Origin of the sequence: Pseudoalteromonas sp. JC3 (assembly GCF_030291895.1) — a bacterium.
Taxonomy (GTDB): Bacteria; Pseudomonadota; Gammaproteobacteria; order Enterobacterales; family Alteromonadaceae; genus Pseudoalteromonas.
In genome coordinates, this window is sequence record NZ_CP127855.1 from 2,406,958 (window position 1) to 2,422,885 (window position 15,928).

7 protein-coding genes are annotated in these 15,928 nt (G+C 44.1%); 5 read left to right on the forward strand and 2 right to left on the reverse strand.

Features of this window, described 5'->3' with window-relative positions:
- Nucleotides 1-52: 52 nt before the first annotated feature.
- Nucleotides 53-532, reverse strand: coding sequence for an Lrp/AsnC family transcriptional regulator (locus QSH61_RS10025; RefSeq protein ID WP_174168797.1), 480 nt, complete (start codon nucleotides 530-532; stop codon nucleotides 53-55).
- A 114-nt stretch (nucleotides 533-646) separates the two neighbouring features.
- Here QSH61_RS10025 and QSH61_RS10030 point away from each other — a divergent pair, with 114 nt between their 5' ends.
- The gene (locus QSH61_RS10030; protein WP_206473179.1) at nucleotides 647-1,564 is read left to right on the forward strand and encodes a DMT family transporter; all 918 of its coding nucleotides are present in this window, start codon (nucleotides 647-649) and stop codon (nucleotides 1,562-1,564) included.
- A gap of 339 nt (nucleotides 1,565-1,903) precedes the next feature.
- Here QSH61_RS10030 and QSH61_RS10035 read toward each other — a convergent pair whose 3' ends face one another.
- Nucleotides 1,904-2,218 (reverse strand): hypothetical protein, encoded by a 315-nt coding sequence (locus tag QSH61_RS10035; protein WP_010604891.1) that lies wholly within the window; start codon nucleotides 2,216-2,218, stop codon nucleotides 1,904-1,906.
- 728 nt (nucleotides 2,219-2,946) lie between these two features.
- Between QSH61_RS10035 and dapE the strand changes: the two genes are divergently transcribed.
- The 4 genes from dapE to fldB are packed head-to-tail and all read left to right on the forward strand — an operon-like array spanning nucleotide 2,947 to nucleotide 15,900.
- On the forward strand, nucleotides 2,947-4,251 hold the full coding sequence (dapE, locus tag QSH61_RS10040) for a succinyl-diaminopimelate desuccinylase (protein ID WP_206473177.1): 1,305 nt from the start codon (nucleotides 2,947-2,949) through the stop codon (nucleotides 4,249-4,251).
- Between the two features lie 34 nt (nucleotides 4,252-4,285).
- The gene (locus tag QSH61_RS10045; protein WP_206473168.1) at nucleotides 4,286-13,627 is read left to right on the forward strand and encodes a hybrid non-ribosomal peptide synthetase/type I polyketide synthase; all 9,342 of its coding nucleotides are present in this window, start codon (nucleotides 4,286-4,288) and stop codon (nucleotides 13,625-13,627) included.
- Nucleotides 13,628-13,683: 56 nt separating this feature from the next.
- Nucleotides 13,684-15,339 (forward strand): phytoene desaturase family protein, encoded by a 1,656-nt coding sequence (locus QSH61_RS10050; protein ID WP_206473167.1) that lies wholly within the window; start codon nucleotides 13,684-13,686, stop codon nucleotides 15,337-15,339.
- Nucleotides 15,340-15,363: 24 nt separating this feature from the next.
- The gene (gene fldB, locus QSH61_RS10055; protein ID WP_039497742.1) at nucleotides 15,364-15,900 is read left to right on the forward strand and encodes a flavodoxin FldB; all 537 of its coding nucleotides are present in this window, start codon (nucleotides 15,364-15,366) and stop codon (nucleotides 15,898-15,900) included.
- Nucleotides 15,901-15,928 lie beyond the last annotated feature (28 nt).

Genomic DNA, 15,928 nt, shown 5'->3' on the forward strand with positions numbered 1-15,928 from the left:
AGCTGTGCATTGCTTATCCCGTCAAAACGTTACTACTCGCCATACTTAGCGATTACCTTTTGCGGATCTGATATGGCACGTTTCTGCGTTTGACTACTGTTGATTTCACCACCGATGTGTGGGTATCACCCAGCGTGGAGACTTTATCCAGAATTTCGTCTAGCTTAGGCATACTCTCAAAACACAACCTCACATAAAAACAATCCTCTCCCGTCACTTTGTCACATTCAATCACTTCAGGAATGTTTTGGATCATCGCTTCAAGCTGTTTTAGTTTACCGGGATGCTGACGAATACGCACAATCGCTGTCAGCGGGTAATCAAAGCTTTCTTGGTCTAATTCAATACTGTATTTACTAATTACCCCATACTCTTCCATACGTTTCATGCGCTCATTCACACTCGGTGAAGACATATTCACAGCACGAGCCATTTCAGCAACAGACACTCGGCTGTTGTTTTCTAACAGCGCTATAAGCTTGCTATCTATCGCATCAAGCGACCATTTTTCATTATTAATTAATTTTCGCATTTTTGCCTTTCATTTTTAGGAAAATAGAAAAATTAGCCTTTTATTGTCTATTAGCAATACGGCAAACCCTAAGTAATATGCAAGTATAGAATTGAATATGACAAGGTGTGAACAATGTTTGGCTCAGATAAAGAAAAAGGTTCGATAGAGATGATAATAGCTATGGTGCTATCTGGCACCATAGGATACTTTGTCGTCAGTGCACAACAATCCTATTGGAACGTGGTATTTTTACGTTGTGTTATTGGCGCGTTGTGCCTTCTTGGATACGTGCTCGTAACAAAGCAACTGACAAAAGAGGTGTTTAAAGGTCCCGTTTTTATAACCATCTTGCTCGGCGGTATCGCGCTGGTCGGAAACTGGGTGCTGTTATTCGCCTCGTTTGACTATATTCCTTTTTCAATTTCAATCATCGCATACCATCTACAACCTCTGATGTTGGTATTATTAAGTGCGGTGCTTTATCGTCAGTATCCAAGTAAAGCAATCCTTTTATGGTTGACCATCGCTGTGGTGGGATTATGGTTGGTTGTGGGGATCCCCTATCAAGAAATAGTCGCAGTTATTTTTGCACAAGAGAGCAATCAAGCCGTTTTTGGTCTGCTACTGGCACTTGGAGCTGCATTTCTGTATACCATTACAACGCTGATGACAAAAAAGGTAAGCCAAGTGCCATCCGGTGTGGTTGCTGTGATCCAAATCTTTTTGGGCGGTTTATTTTTATTGCCTTGGGTTGACTTTGCACATTTCCCAGAGACTTCATCGAGCTGGGGCAATATCCTATTCTTAGGCGTCGTCAACACAGGGTTTATGTATGTGATCATGTATGATGCGTTTCAACGCTTAAGCACCACATTAATCGCTATTCTTTCTTTTATTTATCCGGTCGTGGCGCTGTTTGTAGATTTTATTGCATTCGAGCACACGATTTCGATACTACAAACACTTGGGATTGTTTTAATCTTAACGGCCGTCAGCGCTGTAAAGTTCGATTGGAAGTTAGGCAAGTTATTTAACCTGAGGTTTGGATAAGGAGTGTTCCAACTCATTGTTGCTAAAGCACAACTTAGTTTTTCCTTGTCTAGCCAGAGAGTTTTAGGGAAAACACCGCTTCCGCGTCCTGCTCTCGCTAAGGTACCTACATCCTGTAGGCAAGGCGAATTTACGCACCAATAGCTGGCTATTGGAAGTGAATTCAACGCAGTTAGCGCTAAAACTGGCTGCTAGAAAGGCATTAATTATCCGCAGCTCAGGTTATTTAGCACACCAAAGCAAAAAATCAGTTAATTTAGCTAATTTGAACTTAAAGGAAACACCAGTAATAAAAGCAGAGTAAAGTGCAAGTACTTTGCTCTGCTGCTGTTGACTAGCTTACTGCTCTAGGTAACAAATAACCGCTGCTTGCTTAGGGTTGCTTTGTGTATCTTCAATCAGATAGCTCGCTTTTTTACTGTTTTGGCATAAACACATGTCGTAATGACTGATCATGTAAGCATTACCTACAGCATCTTCATCCGTTTTTTGGATGCTACAGGTAGGCTCTCTCCAAATTGGATCCCAGCCGCTTTGGCCAATGGCAACAATTTTAATGTTCTGTTGAGTAACGAGTGCTTTCGCCTCTTCTACTTCTTGAGCAGATACAGATAATGCGGTGAATGCAACGAGTGCGGTGATTAGCTTTTTCATTTTTCATCCTTAATTTAAGTCAGCGCTATAGATAAAAAACAGCAAAATACTGTAACAGTAATCAAAATATTGAATAAAAGCTCTATAGCGCCCGCTATTTTATTCATTAAATATGACAACTCAAGAATAAATTCATTAAATTTATAAAAATAATTTAAACCTTAAAACTTCATCATAAAAAATCTTGCCCACATACGTATGCCCACACCTTTTAGGCCTCTTACATTTAGAATAAATAGAAATATAAAACATAGTTAAAATAACAAAAATGAATAACGAAGTTTAATTCCATTTATCTTAATAGCGCAATTTACACAACAAACTCGCACACTTAAAAAAATAACAATTTCATTAACGTAAACACCATCATTTTTTTAATTCCGAATAACACAAGACATAACTCAAGAAACAAAAACCCGCCCCTGATTATTAAGATAAATTACTTTTCACACATTCAGAATATTAGTACATAGAGCATTTACACCAAAATTAATTCAATAAAACTCAAATATCAAAATTAGACAAACAGCATTAAAAATAACAAATTTTATTACTTCATAAAAAACAACAATAAAATTATCTAGGTTAATTTAGTCAAAATAAAATCATTAGCATCTAAAGAATTTCAATGTTTGAATACGCAACTTGTGAACGCAGTGTAATTAAAATGTGTACAAACAATCTTTTAATTGTCTATTTATCATACTTCTGCATTAAGGTTTTTTGAGATGAATGACTTTTCTTCAAGCACTTGCTTTGAACTTGTCTCTGAAGCACTAGAGGATATCGAAGCTCTTCATGACGAGCTTCAAGGTATTGATGAGGATAAACATACCAGCCACCGCGTTGTTGACATCGCAAGGCAGTTAGTCGCATTTAAGTCGATCACACCAGATGACGTTGGTTGTCAACTGTGGTTAGCACAAGAGTTACGAGCTTTGGGCTTTTCAATCAAACACTTACCCGTTCGTGATGTAAGTAACTTAGTCGCAAGCATAGGTAACAACAGCGATGCTAGGTTTGCTTTTCTTGGTCATACCGATGTAGTACCGGCCGGAAGTGCACAAGATTGGCAGTTTAACCCTTTTAAGCTGACAGAACACAATGGCTGCCTCTTCGCTAGAGGTATTGTTGATATGAAAGGCGCTATTGCCGCCTTTTTCTGTGCAATTGAGGCTCTAGTGACAGAATTTGGAATACCGGAAAAAGAGCTTTGGTTGCTACTCACTAGCGACGAGGAAGGCGAAGCGGAACACGGAACCAAGCGGATCACTCAGTTTTTAAAACAGCAGCGTATCACATTTGATTTTACCTTGGTCGGAGAGCCAAGCTCTGAAGCGCAAGTAGCAGATACACTGAAAGTCGGTCGCCGTGGTGCTTTGTCTTTTACCATTAATTTACATGGTAAAAGTGGACATGTGGCTTACCCTCAAAAAGCGACCAATGCCATCCATCTAGCACAAAATATTATGCAAACATTATTGTCAGTAGATTGGCCTAAGCACTGTGATAACTTTGACTCGACCACACTACAATTCACTCATGTAAATTCTGGCGATTTTGTTGACAACATCATTCCAAGCCAATGTCAGCTAAATTTTAATATCCGTTATACACCCGCATACAACGAATATGAATTGGTCCAGCTGGTCAGAGAAACCATCGAAAAACATACACTCAATTATGCATTAACGACCAATAACTCCTGTAAACCCTATTACTGCGTAAATAATGATGAGATCCCTTCTCCATCCCTCGCTATCGTCTGCGATGAAATCAACAGCCAATGCCATTTCACACCAAAACTATCGACCGCAGGGGGAACGTCGGATGGTCGCTTTATTGCTGAAATATCAACCTCAGTATTAGAACTTGGATTGGTGAACAAAACCATTCATCAAATAGATGAGCACACAACAACATCCGACTTAATCCAGCTTCAACAACTTTACTACGGCATCTATAAACGCCTGCTCTACCCTACGCTTCATGTTCACTCAACCACTCAAGATGAACTGCAGCAACTTCGCTAATTAACAGAAAATAGATAACTTCAAGGAATGCATTATGGCAATCGAAAATGAACGCTCTGTTCGCCCCGCAAACGACACGCTACCGATAGCAATTATTGGCATGGGTTGTCGTTTCCCAGGTCACGCGAATAGTCCTGAATTGTTTTGGGAAAATATTAAACATGGTGTCGATTGCATCATAGAAACCCCAGAATCGAGATGGAATATCGATACTCATTATTCGTCTGTAAAAGCGAATAAAGGCAAGTTGAGCTCAAAATGGGGTGGCTATATCGATGGTATCGATAAGTTTGATCCAGCATTTTTTGGGATCACGCCTCGTGAAGCCGAGTTTATGGACCCTCAACAACGTAAATTGCTGGAGGTAACTTGGGAAGCGTTGGAAGATGGTGGGCAAAAGCCATCTGAACTCGCAGGAGAGTCGGTCGGTGTTTTTATGGGTGGGTTTACGCTTGACTATAAAATCATGCAATTCACTAACCCAGATTTTGACAACATTGATGCTCACACTGCGACGGGTGTTATGATGACGATGCTTTCTAATCGCATCTCTCATACTTTTGACTTTAATGGCCCCAGCATGTCCATCGATACTGCTTGTAGCTCCTCTATTGTCGCATTAGATATGGCCTGTAAAAGCCTACAGACCGGGGCAAGTAATATGGCACTCGCAGGTGGTGTGCTATTACATTTGGCACCACAATATACAGTATCCGAGTCTAAAGGCGGTTTCTTATCTCCGACTGGTTTTTCTCATGCTTTTGACGACTCCGCAAACGGTTATGTCCGCGCTGAAGGCGCTGGCGTCGTTGTGCTCAAGCGCTTAGATGATGCGATTAAGGATGGCGACCCAATTCATGCGGTGATCTTAGCCACCGGTGTAAACCAAGACGGTAAAACACAAGGGATCACGGTGCCAAACGGCGATGCCCAATTGCGCTTGATGAAAGAAACCTATGCCAAAGCGAATATTGACCCCGGTAAAGTGCAGTACATTGAAATGCACGGCACAGGCACGCCTGTTGGCGACCCAATTGAAGCAAAGTCAGTTGGAACACTCCTTGGGATCAACCGTAATCAAGACGATAAATGCTACATTGGCTCAGTAAAAACCAATATTGGCCATACCGAGGCAGCCGCAGGCATGGCTGGTTTGTTCAAGGCGGTCAAAGCCATTCAAAACAAACAGATCCCACCGCATTTACACTTAAAATCAATTAATCCTAAGATTGATTACGCCAATGCGCCGTATGAGATCCCCACTAAACTTACACCTTGGCCTAAGCATCAAGGTTTAGCCGTTGCGGGGGTAAACTCCTTTGGTTTCGGTGGAACCAATTCCCACGCGGTTATTCAAGAATTTGTTGCGCCAGAAGTACCATCAATACCTCCAGCAAATGAGAATGGCCTAAAACTTTATCCATTGAGTGCAAGAGATCAACACGGGATCCATCGCTTTGCCAAAGCGCATAATGAATTTTTGCAAGACAGCGATGCATCTCTCAGTGATATTATCTACACACTGGGTGAGCGCCGTGAACATCACCAATATCGTCATGCAATTTGTTTCAAAAATGCGGAGGATCTGCAACAACAACTGCAAACACTAACTCATGATGCTGAATTTGCTGCGGCCAGTACATTGCGCACGCTGAAAAAAGATGAGCAAAAACTCGTATGGGTCTTCACCGGCATGGGGCCACAATGGTGGGCAATGGGCCGTGAGCTGTACCAATCAGAGCCAACTTTTAAAGCGATGATCGATGAGTGTGATAGCTATATGTCAACACTTACAAATTGGTCATTGGCTGATGAAATGCTTGCCGATGAATCAGCGTCAAACATGCAATATACTTGGCTCGCTCAAACGGCAAACTTTGCCGTGCAAGTTGCACTTGCAGCAATGTGGCGTCAACACGGCATTTCACCTGATGTCATTGTTGGCCACAGTACTGGTGAAGCAGCAGCATTTTATGAAGCCGGGGTCTACTCATTAAAAGATGCTTGCACCATCGTAGTCCATCGTAGCCGTTTACAACATCAATGCCGCAACACAGGTAAAATGATGGCGGTAGGACTCTCTGACAGTGATGTCACGCCATATCTCAACGACCAAGTTGAAATTGCAGCAGTAAACAGTCCAAACTCTGTCACCCTAGCTGGTGAAGAAAATGCGTTACACAGTATCGAAACACAACTGAGCGAAGCTGGTGTGTTTTGCAAGTTTCTCCGCGTTGAAGTGCCCTATCACAGCCAGTTTATGGAACCGATTAAGACCGAATTGCTCGAGTGTTTAGCTGGTATTCAAGCTAACACCGCACATACTCCATTGTATTCAACGGTAACAGGAACACTTGCAGAGGGGCCTGAGCTTGATGCTAACTACTGGTGGCTCAACGTCCGCCAAGCCGTGCGTTTTGTTGATGCCACCCGTGCAATATTACAACAAGGTTACCAAGCATTTTTGGAACTAGGTCCACACCCTGTGCTTGGCGCATCTATTGCCGAAACCGCAGAAGAACAAAGTTGCTCAAGCGTTGTCGTCTCGAGTATGCGCCGTAAATCCGACGAGCAACACACCTATTACCACGCCGTAGCTCAACTGTTTGGTTTAGGCTTTGAATTAAATTGGTCAGCCATAAATGGTCGAGGTAAGTTCATTACGTTGCCAACTTACCCGTTCTTGCAAGAACGCTTTTGGACCGAGCCTGAGTACTTTAATCAAGTGCGTTTAGGGCAAAGTAACCATGCTTTCTTGGGCCGTAAACGCAGTGAAGCTGAACATGTTTGGAACGCGGTAACCGACACAAATCGCGATAGTTTTTTAAGCTGTCACCAAATCCAAGGCAATACCCTCTTCCCCGCTGCTGGCTTTATTGAAATGGCGTATGCTGCAGCCAAAGAGACTTGGGGCAATGGCAGCTATGCACTCGACCACTTTGTCATCGATAAAGCGTTATTTTTGAATAATGAACACGCTCCCAATGTGCAATTCATTTTGCACCATGATGAACCGAATTTTAAAGTGGTAAGCCTTGAAGATGGTAAAACGACCCGCCATGTTCAAGGGACAATCCGCCGAGTACAAAGCGCCAACCTTGCTGAGCCTATTGATCTCAATGCTATTCGTAGTGCCGCTACCAGCGCGCAGCAGCACGATGAGTTTTATGCACACCTAAAAGAGTTTGGTTACGAATATGGTCCATGTTTTAGAGCCATTGAACAGATCTGGGCAACAGACAACGGCGTGCTTGCCAAAATCTCTTGGCCTACTCAACTTGAGCGAACAACACAATTTACCCTACACCCAAGTCTACTAGATGCGTGCTTCCAGACGTTAGTATTTACAGAGCTTGCAAGTGCTAATGCTCAGCAATTCTCTATCCGCTTACCAGTGATGCTAGAGCAGATCCTGCTTTGCGGGCAGAACAATACTGATTTTTGGTGTTATACCCAAATCACTCATCGTGACGACGAAAAAACGGTCGGTGATTTATACCTCTGTGATGAGTCTGGTCAAGTCTTTGGTGTTATCAAAAACTTTATTGCACAAAGCGTTGACTCCGCTGCAAGTGGGATCACCACCAGAACCATAGATAGCTGGCTTTACCAAGTTAATTGGCTTGCAGAGCCCGAGCAGGAAATACAAGAAACCGACACATCGGGTCGTTGGGTGCTCCTCGCAGATCAATCAGGAACAGCCGAACAGGTAGCCGAACGTTTAGTAAAGCTTGGCCACTCTAGCTGTATCGTTAAATCTGGTGAATACTTTGATATCGACAGCGACCATTGTCATGCATGGCTAGTTCCCGATTCACGGGATCACCTGTCACAACTTATCGAGACTTTGGGCAAACAAGAAATTCGTGGCGTTGTGCATTGCTTTAGTCTAGATAACAGCGCGATAGAATCACTGACCCTTGCTCAACTGCAAAGAGAAAAACGTCAGTCGCTACATTCATTGTTAAATCTAGCCAAAACCGTAATTGAACAAGGCTGTAAATTCCCGCTTTACGTGGTAACACGCAACGCCAGCCTCGTTAATAGCGAGCAACTTACCGCGGTGATGTCCGCTTCGTTAACTGGATTTAGCCGAGTGCTCGCACAGCAAGAACTGGTTGATAATTGGGGTGGCCTCATCGATGTTGATGGCCAAAATGATGCCGAACATATCACAGTTAGATTATTAAGTGACCGCCAAGAAGGGGAAGTTGCTTTTAGGGAAAATCAGGCCTATGTTGCTCGTTTAGAGCAGGCAACGTCACTTCAACCCGCCTTCCCAACTCGCGTGCAAAGCCATAAAGCACAATTGATCACGGGTGCATTTGGTTCAATCGGTCAGTTAGTTTGTCAGCTACTCGTCGATAGAGGTGCACGAAACCTCATTTTGCTTGGTAGGAGTCAATTACCTGAGCGTAAGAGTTGGTCAGAACTTACCTCAAGCGACCGTAACTATGATCGCGTTCGGTTTATTCAACACCTTGAGGATCAGGGCGTTAATGTCTCGTTATGGCAGACAGACTTAACTCGAGAGCGTGAACTTCACGCGGCCCTTGAGTCTTATCATCTAAGTGCACAAGCACCGATCAACGGATTATTTTTCTGTGCTGGTATCGTCAATGACACCTTACTTGGCAATATGGATACCAGAGCATTTGACGGTGTGTTTGACACCAAAGCGATTGGTGCGTTGATGCTTCACAAAGCACTCAGTAAAGTTGACCTCGAACATTTTGTACTCTTCTCCTCTGTCGCGGCTCAAGTCACTACCGCAGGACAAACAAACTATGCTTCTGGCAATGCTTTCTTAGATGCCCTCGCCCACTACCGTCGCAATCAGGGTCTTCCGGCGCTGAGTATCAACTGGGGTCCTTGGGCTATTGGTATGATTGAAGAGTTGGGTCTCGCCGAACATTACAAGAACCAAAGGGGCATGAACTGCATCTCACCAAGTGCGGGGATGGCTGTGCTTGAACGTATTCTAGACCAAGATCAACCTCAACTCTTAGTGTGTGACGCCGATTGGTCCAAAGTAACCAATTGGTATGCAGGAAAGCCGAGTTTATTTAGTCACTTGGCTACCCAAGAAAACGACAAGCAAAGCCACCAAGAGCAAGAGTTTGCTCCTTTATACCAGCAAACAGACAGCGCGCTTCGGTTACCGCTTGTTGCCGATCATCTCGCTAATGCTGTCAGCCAAGTATTACGCTGTAAACGAGAGCAAGTGGAATTAGATCTATCGCTCGGTAATCTCGGTATTGACTCTATTATGGCAACAGAGCTGAGAAATAAGATCACCACCCATTTTGGTGAAACCCTAACGATTGTACGCCTTCTAAGTGGTGCATCTATCAACGAATTAAGTATAGAGCTTAATGACAAACTCGTTGAGTCGCTTGGCTTTGAAGTCATAACCACAGAAACATCGCAGGTTCAGCCGGTTTCCGAGACCAAGGTTAACTCTATTATCGTATCTGATGCCAATGTGGAAGCTGAATTCCCACTTTCCTATGGACAAAAAGCGATTTGGTTTATCAACCAACTCAACCCAAGTAGCGCTTCCTACAATATCGGCGGCGCGATGCACATTCCTAGTGCCCTGAATATCGACGCGCTGAAAAAAGCCCTTAGTGCAGTAGTTGCTCGCCACCCAATGTTAAGAACAAACTTCTTCTTTAAAGATGGCGAACCCTATCAAAGAGTCTGGACTCATCGCGAGGATGCACTGCAAGTCATTGATGTACATGGTAAGTCTTGGGAAGATATTCAACCTATGATGATTGCAGACAATGAACAACCTTTCGACCTTGAGCACGACCCGCTGTTTAGACTGTATTTGTATAAGCAGAATGATCAAAGCTACTACTTTGCAGTGACGATTTATCACATCATCTCAGATGCATGGTCAAATTACATGTTTATCGATGAAATGCAGTCACTGTATGCGCATTTTGCAAAAAGTGAACCGTTAGCACTCAGCGAGATAACGTCAAGCTATGAAAAATTTGTCGATTGGGAAACACGCTTTGTTCATTCTCCACGCGGCGCGGCAAACTATAAGTTTTGGCAGAATCACTTACCTGCTGAGATCCCCGTATTAGACCTTGCAACCGACAAACCTAGACCTGCGGTACTTACCAACGTTGGTGATTCATATCATTTTGAGTTGGATAAAGCCCTCACGTCTTCATTGAATACCCTTGCAAAGGCACAAGGGTCCACCATGTTCATGGCGTTGCTTAGCATCTATTACGCAGTCATGCATAAATATACTCAGCAGGATGAGATCATTATTGGCAGTCCCGTGGCCGGTCGTACAAATCCAGAGTTTTCAAACGTCTATGGTTACTTTGTGAATCCCCTACCGCTATGCGCAAGGTTTGATCCTGAAACGCACTTTACTTCGCTTTTAGCGCAGGTGAAAGACATTACCCTCAACGCACTAGATCACCAAGAATATCCGTTTGCGCTGTTAGTGGATAAGCTTGGTATTGAACATGATGCCAGCCGCTCTACGGTATTTCAGGTCATGTTTGTAATGCTCAATCACCGCGTTGAGCAATCGCATATGGATGAAAATAATGTCGCGTACTATAAGGGCTTTCCTATGCAATTCATGGAACTGCCTGAAGAAGAAGGTCAATTTGACATTACGCTTTCGACCTATGAAGAAAATGGCGTGTTCAAAGGCACATTAAAATATAATACCGATCTATTCGAAACCGAAACGATAGCGCAGCTGGCTCGGGACTATATCGCACTGACGCGAATGGTCGTTGATAGTCCAAATCGGCCACTTTCGGAGCTTGCCTTAACAAGTCCAGACGCAATAGATGCCTTGGCGACATTTGCTGAAAGTCAACAAAACGCACCTGTATTACCGACTTTGGTCAGCCAAATAGAAAATGCGGCGCAACATAGTCCTGAGCTTCCTGCCCTCAGCATTGCCTGTGCAACAAATGCCGGAGAACTGGCTGCTACTTTGAGCTATTGCGAACTGAACGGTCAGGCAAATCAGTTGGCGCGACTAATTAATTCGCAGCTAGATAACCAACCTAGTCAAACGATTGCCTTACATTTTGAAAAATCTATCGCATTAGTTGTTGCTTGTATCGCTACGTTAAAGGCAGGTCATCATTTTGTGGTAATTGACCCGCAGCAACCCAATGAACGCAAGCAACTGTTGCTTGAGCAAAGTCGCTGCGCGTTACTACTTTGCGAAGAAGCGCTAACATCAGATCACCCTACACTACTTTGGGAAAGCTTCCAAAGCCAACGAGATGAAATCAGCGAGCACAATTTGGCGTTAAATCATCAGCCAAATGACATCGCGTATATTGTCTTTACTTCTGGCTCTACGGGTACGCCAAAAGCTGTCCAGGTCAGCCATCAAAACTGGGCTACGATCGCTGTGGACTGGTTAGCCCAATTTGATTTAGCACCCACCTCTCATCATTTACAATTGGCCAGCCCAACCTTTGATGTGTTTTGTGGCGATCTCGCGCGCGCATTTTACAATGCGAAGCACTTAGTGTTGTGTCCTAAAAATATGATGCTGAACATGCCGGTGTTGTATGACCTCATTGAGACACAGCAGATTGATACGGTTGAGTTTGTGCCCTCTGTGGTTCGTAATCTCATCTTATTCGCAAAGCAAAGTCAGGTTGGATTCACCAGCTTACGTAGAGTGATTGTTGGCTCTGAGCAATGGCAAATCGCTGAATACCGCGCACTCAAAGGATTGCTACAAGAAGATGCTCGACTATTTAGCTCCTACGGCACATCTGAAGCAACCATAGACAGTAGCTTCTTTGAGGAATCAGAACAGTACCTGGAAACCAGCGCGACTGTGCCTATCGGCAAGCCTTTCAATGCAACGCAACTTATCTTGCTCGATAAGCAAAACCAATTAGTATCCAGTAACGCAGTCGGCGAAATTGCAATTGCGGGGCAAGGCATAAGTCTTGGCTATCTCAATAATCCAGAGAAAAATGCCAGCCAATTTATCCAACTTCCCGTGTCAGAAAATAGCACCCTACGGGTATATAAAACAGGTGATTTAGGTAAGTGGGACAAACACGGCAACCTACATATTCTGCAACGTATCGACAACCAAGTAAAAATACGAGGTCACCGCGTTGAGCTTGGAGAAATTGAGTCTAGCATCAACCAGATCCCAGGAATTAAGCGAAGCTATGTAAAAGGGATAGAAGTACACGGGCAAACCCAATTAATTGCCTACTTTGAGTCGGATCTTGCGGTCGGTACTGAGTTTGTCCTCGAGCAGTTAGAGAACCAGCTACCAAGCTATATGGTACCTAGTAAGCTGGTTGCTATTGATCAATTTCCATTACTGAGTAACGGTAAAATCGATGCAGCGGCATTACCACAGGTTGAACTCGCCGAGTTGGTAAGAGCATTCGTAGCGCCTGCCACCTTATTTGAGCAGCAGCTCGCTGAGATTTGGTCCAATATGCTAGGGCAAAAATCCATTAGTCTTCATGATGATTTTTTTGCCCTTGGCGGTAACTCTTTATATTTGATTGAGCTAATGGTCAGGATCCAATCAGCCTTCAGCATCAAAATGGAAGTTAATCAGCTATTTAGATTTACAACCTTACATGGCATGGCGAGTGCAATTGAAGATGTAGTAACAGGAAAAGAAACGGGCGCGTCCCCTTACCTTATCTTCAATGCGGGTCAATCTACTCGTTTATTTGCGCTACCACCAGCGGGTGGTTACAGCATCGTTTACAAGGCATTTGCCGACGCATTGCCTAACACTGAAGTGATCTCTTTTAACTACCTCGAAAGTGACACTAAGGTTAGCGACTATGCCGACCAAATTATGCAAATTCAACCTCATGGCCCCTATACCCTATTTGGATACTCCCTTGGTGGTAATTTAGCCTTTGAGATTGCTAAGGAACTGGAAAGCCGAGGTCAACGTGTCGGGGATGTGGTGATCTTAGACTCATTCAGGATCACCGAAACAGTCAAAATGCGGGAGCAAGACTTCGCGCACTTTGAGCAAGAGTTAAAAGCACATTTCGCCCGCCACACCGGCTCAAATACGGTACACGAGCATACACTGGCACAAGCGAGAGACTATATCGATTGGTGTTATGAAGTGAAAAACTTAGGTCAGGTTCACGCAAAACTGCACTTTATCGTCGAGCAAAATGCACATGCAGAAGCTGCTCGTCTAACCAGTTGGGATGCAGCATCAGACGCCGAAGTCATTACCTATCAGGGAGTTGGTAAACATGAGGAAATGTTGATGCCCGATATGATGCAGGCAGGCAACGGCGCAATTATGCAAAGTATTCTACAGGATACCCAAAGCCGAGCGGTAATAGCAACAAACGTGGAGTAACAGCTCGCCCCAAAGCCATCGCTTTGGGGCTTTCTAACGACTTTAAGGACAGAATTATGACCACACAAAGACAATCTATGATCATCATAGGTGCCGGTATGGGTGGACTCTCAACCGGTAGCTATGCACAAATGAACGGCTACAAGAGCGTGATCTTAGAACTGCACGATATTCCCGGCGGCTGCTGCACATCGTGGGAACGTAGAGATTATATTTTTGATTGGTGTATTAGCTGGCTACTGGGTAGTGGCTCAGGCAACGGCATGAATCAAATCTGGCAAGAGTTAGGTGCGCTGGATGATAAAGAAATTAGAGACTTTGAAATCTTCAATTCAGTTATTGATGAGGAATTAGGAGAAGTACATTTCTACGCAGATCCAGATAAACTCGAAGCCCACCTTTTAAGCATTTCTCCCGCAGACAAGAAACTCATCAAACAATTTTGCGATGGCATTCGTGAATTCGTCAAAATGATAGACGCTTATCCTTTTCTTGTGCCAGTGGGCATTATGTCACGCTGGCAAAAGCTAAAGATGATGTGGCCGTTCATCAAAAAATTTAATTTAATCCGCAAATCTATGGCGACATTGATGTCGGACTTTGCCGCTAAGTTTTCACATCCGCTGCTGCAAAAGGCATTTAACGTTATCTTTTATGAGCAACATCCCAGTTTCCCGCTATTACCTTTCTATTTTAATCTGGCCTGCGCAGCGAAAAAAAATGCAGGTGTGCCCGAGGGTGGCTCGTTAGGTCTCGCGCAATCGATGGAAGCAAGATATAAAAAGTTGGGGGGTGACATCATATACAACACCCGAGTACACAAGATCTTGGTCGAAGACAACAAAGCCATCGGTGTTGAACTCAGCGACGGCCAAAAAATGTATGCCGATATCGTGATCTCAGCATGTGACGGTACGGATGTGGTAAAAAACATGCTTGATGGCCAGTATTCCAGCCCAGTGTTAGACAAGCTATACGACGAGTTAAGGGAGACCGATGGTCAAATGTTCCCAGGATACGTCTCTGTGTTTTTAGGGGTAAACAAGGACTATACCCATCACCCCCATTGCCGCACCCACTTGTTAGACCAACAAGATCTTGTCCACTGCCCAGGTATGACGCACCCGGGGGTCAATGTGCAGGTGCGCAATGTACACTACCCGCATATCGCCCCAGAAGGCAAATCCGTGCTTTATATCACTTACTTCTCAACCTATGAGCCATGGGCTGAATTAAATAATTTCCAAGAAACAACGGCGACTAAACGCCATCACACTAGGGTCAAGCGTAGCGTTCAATATCGCCTCGCTAAAAAGACCTTAGGTGAATTTATAATCGATAAGCTCTCCACTCATTTTGAGGGACTAAAAGAACATATCGAATATATCGACATCGCAACCCCTTTGACTCAAGTTCGCTATACCCGCAACAGCAAAGGAACGGTATTGGCGTGGCAGCCATTTTTGGAAAGTGGTGAAAGTTTAGAAGACGAAATAAATGCCAACGGGACAACGGGACTGCCAGGCCTTAGCAACTTTTATATGGCTGGTCACTGGGTGACAACCGGCGGGTTGATCCGCGCTGCAGCTACAGGCAGACATGTTCTGCACTTTGTATGCCGTGATGATGACAAGCCGTTTCAGGCTTGGATCGGTGAAAACCCACTACACCAACCTCAATCTTATAGCGAACAAAAGCAGCATGTTGCTTAACCAAGAGAATTAAAAGGAAATATTATGAGTACTCGTATTGGCCTATTTTATGGCAGCACAACAGGTAACACTGAAGCCGCAGCAGAATTAATAAAAGCAAACCTAAACCAGTTTACCATCGACCTCTTTGATATAGCAGACACCGAATTAACCTTAACCGAGAACTATGAATTTTTGATTTTTGGGATTTCAACGTGGGAATACGGTGGTTTACAGGATGATTGGGAATCACGTTGGGAGAGCCTAGCACAACAGGATTTCAGCGGAAAAATCGTGGCTATCTTCGGTCAGGGCGATCAAGTTGGTTATGACGAGTGGTTTCAAGACGGTATCGGCATCTTACACGATAAACTAACCGAACAAGGCGCCACAGCAATTGGTTACTGGCCAAATTCAGGTTACCACTTCACCAAGTCGAAAGGGCTAAATGAAGACGGCAGTGAGTTTCTCGGCTTGTCGCTTGATGATGATAACCAACCAGAACTCACCGAGCAGCGCATCAACGACTGGTGCCAAGAGATTGCCGCCGTGCTTCAAGAACTTACCTGCGAAACAGCTTAAGGCCATCAAGATAACTATTCGGCGATGC

Bases quoted from the DNA above. Each gene is read 5' to 3' on its own strand.
- QSH61_RS10025 (WP_174168797.1), bottom strand. From the start codon at position 532: ATGCGAAAATTAATTAATAATGAAAAATGGTCGCTTGATGCGATAGAT.
- QSH61_RS10030 (WP_206473179.1), top strand. From the start codon at position 647: ATGTTTGGCTCAGATAAAGAAAAAGGTTCGATAGAGATGATAATAGCT.
- QSH61_RS10035 (WP_010604891.1), bottom strand. From the start codon at position 2,218: ATGAAAAAGCTAATCACCGCACTCGTTGCATTCACCGCATTATCTGTA.
- dapE (WP_206473177.1), top strand. From the start codon at position 2,947: ATGAATGACTTTTCTTCAAGCACTTGCTTTGAACTTGTCTCTGAAGCA.
- QSH61_RS10045 (WP_206473168.1), top strand. From the start codon at position 4,286: ATGGCAATCGAAAATGAACGCTCTGTTCGCCCCGCAAACGACACGCTA.
- QSH61_RS10050 (WP_206473167.1), top strand. From the start codon at position 13,684: ATGACCACACAAAGACAATCTATGATCATCATAGGTGCCGGTATGGGT.
- fldB (WP_039497742.1), top strand. From the start codon at position 15,364: ATGAGTACTCGTATTGGCCTATTTTATGGCAGCACAACAGGTAACACT.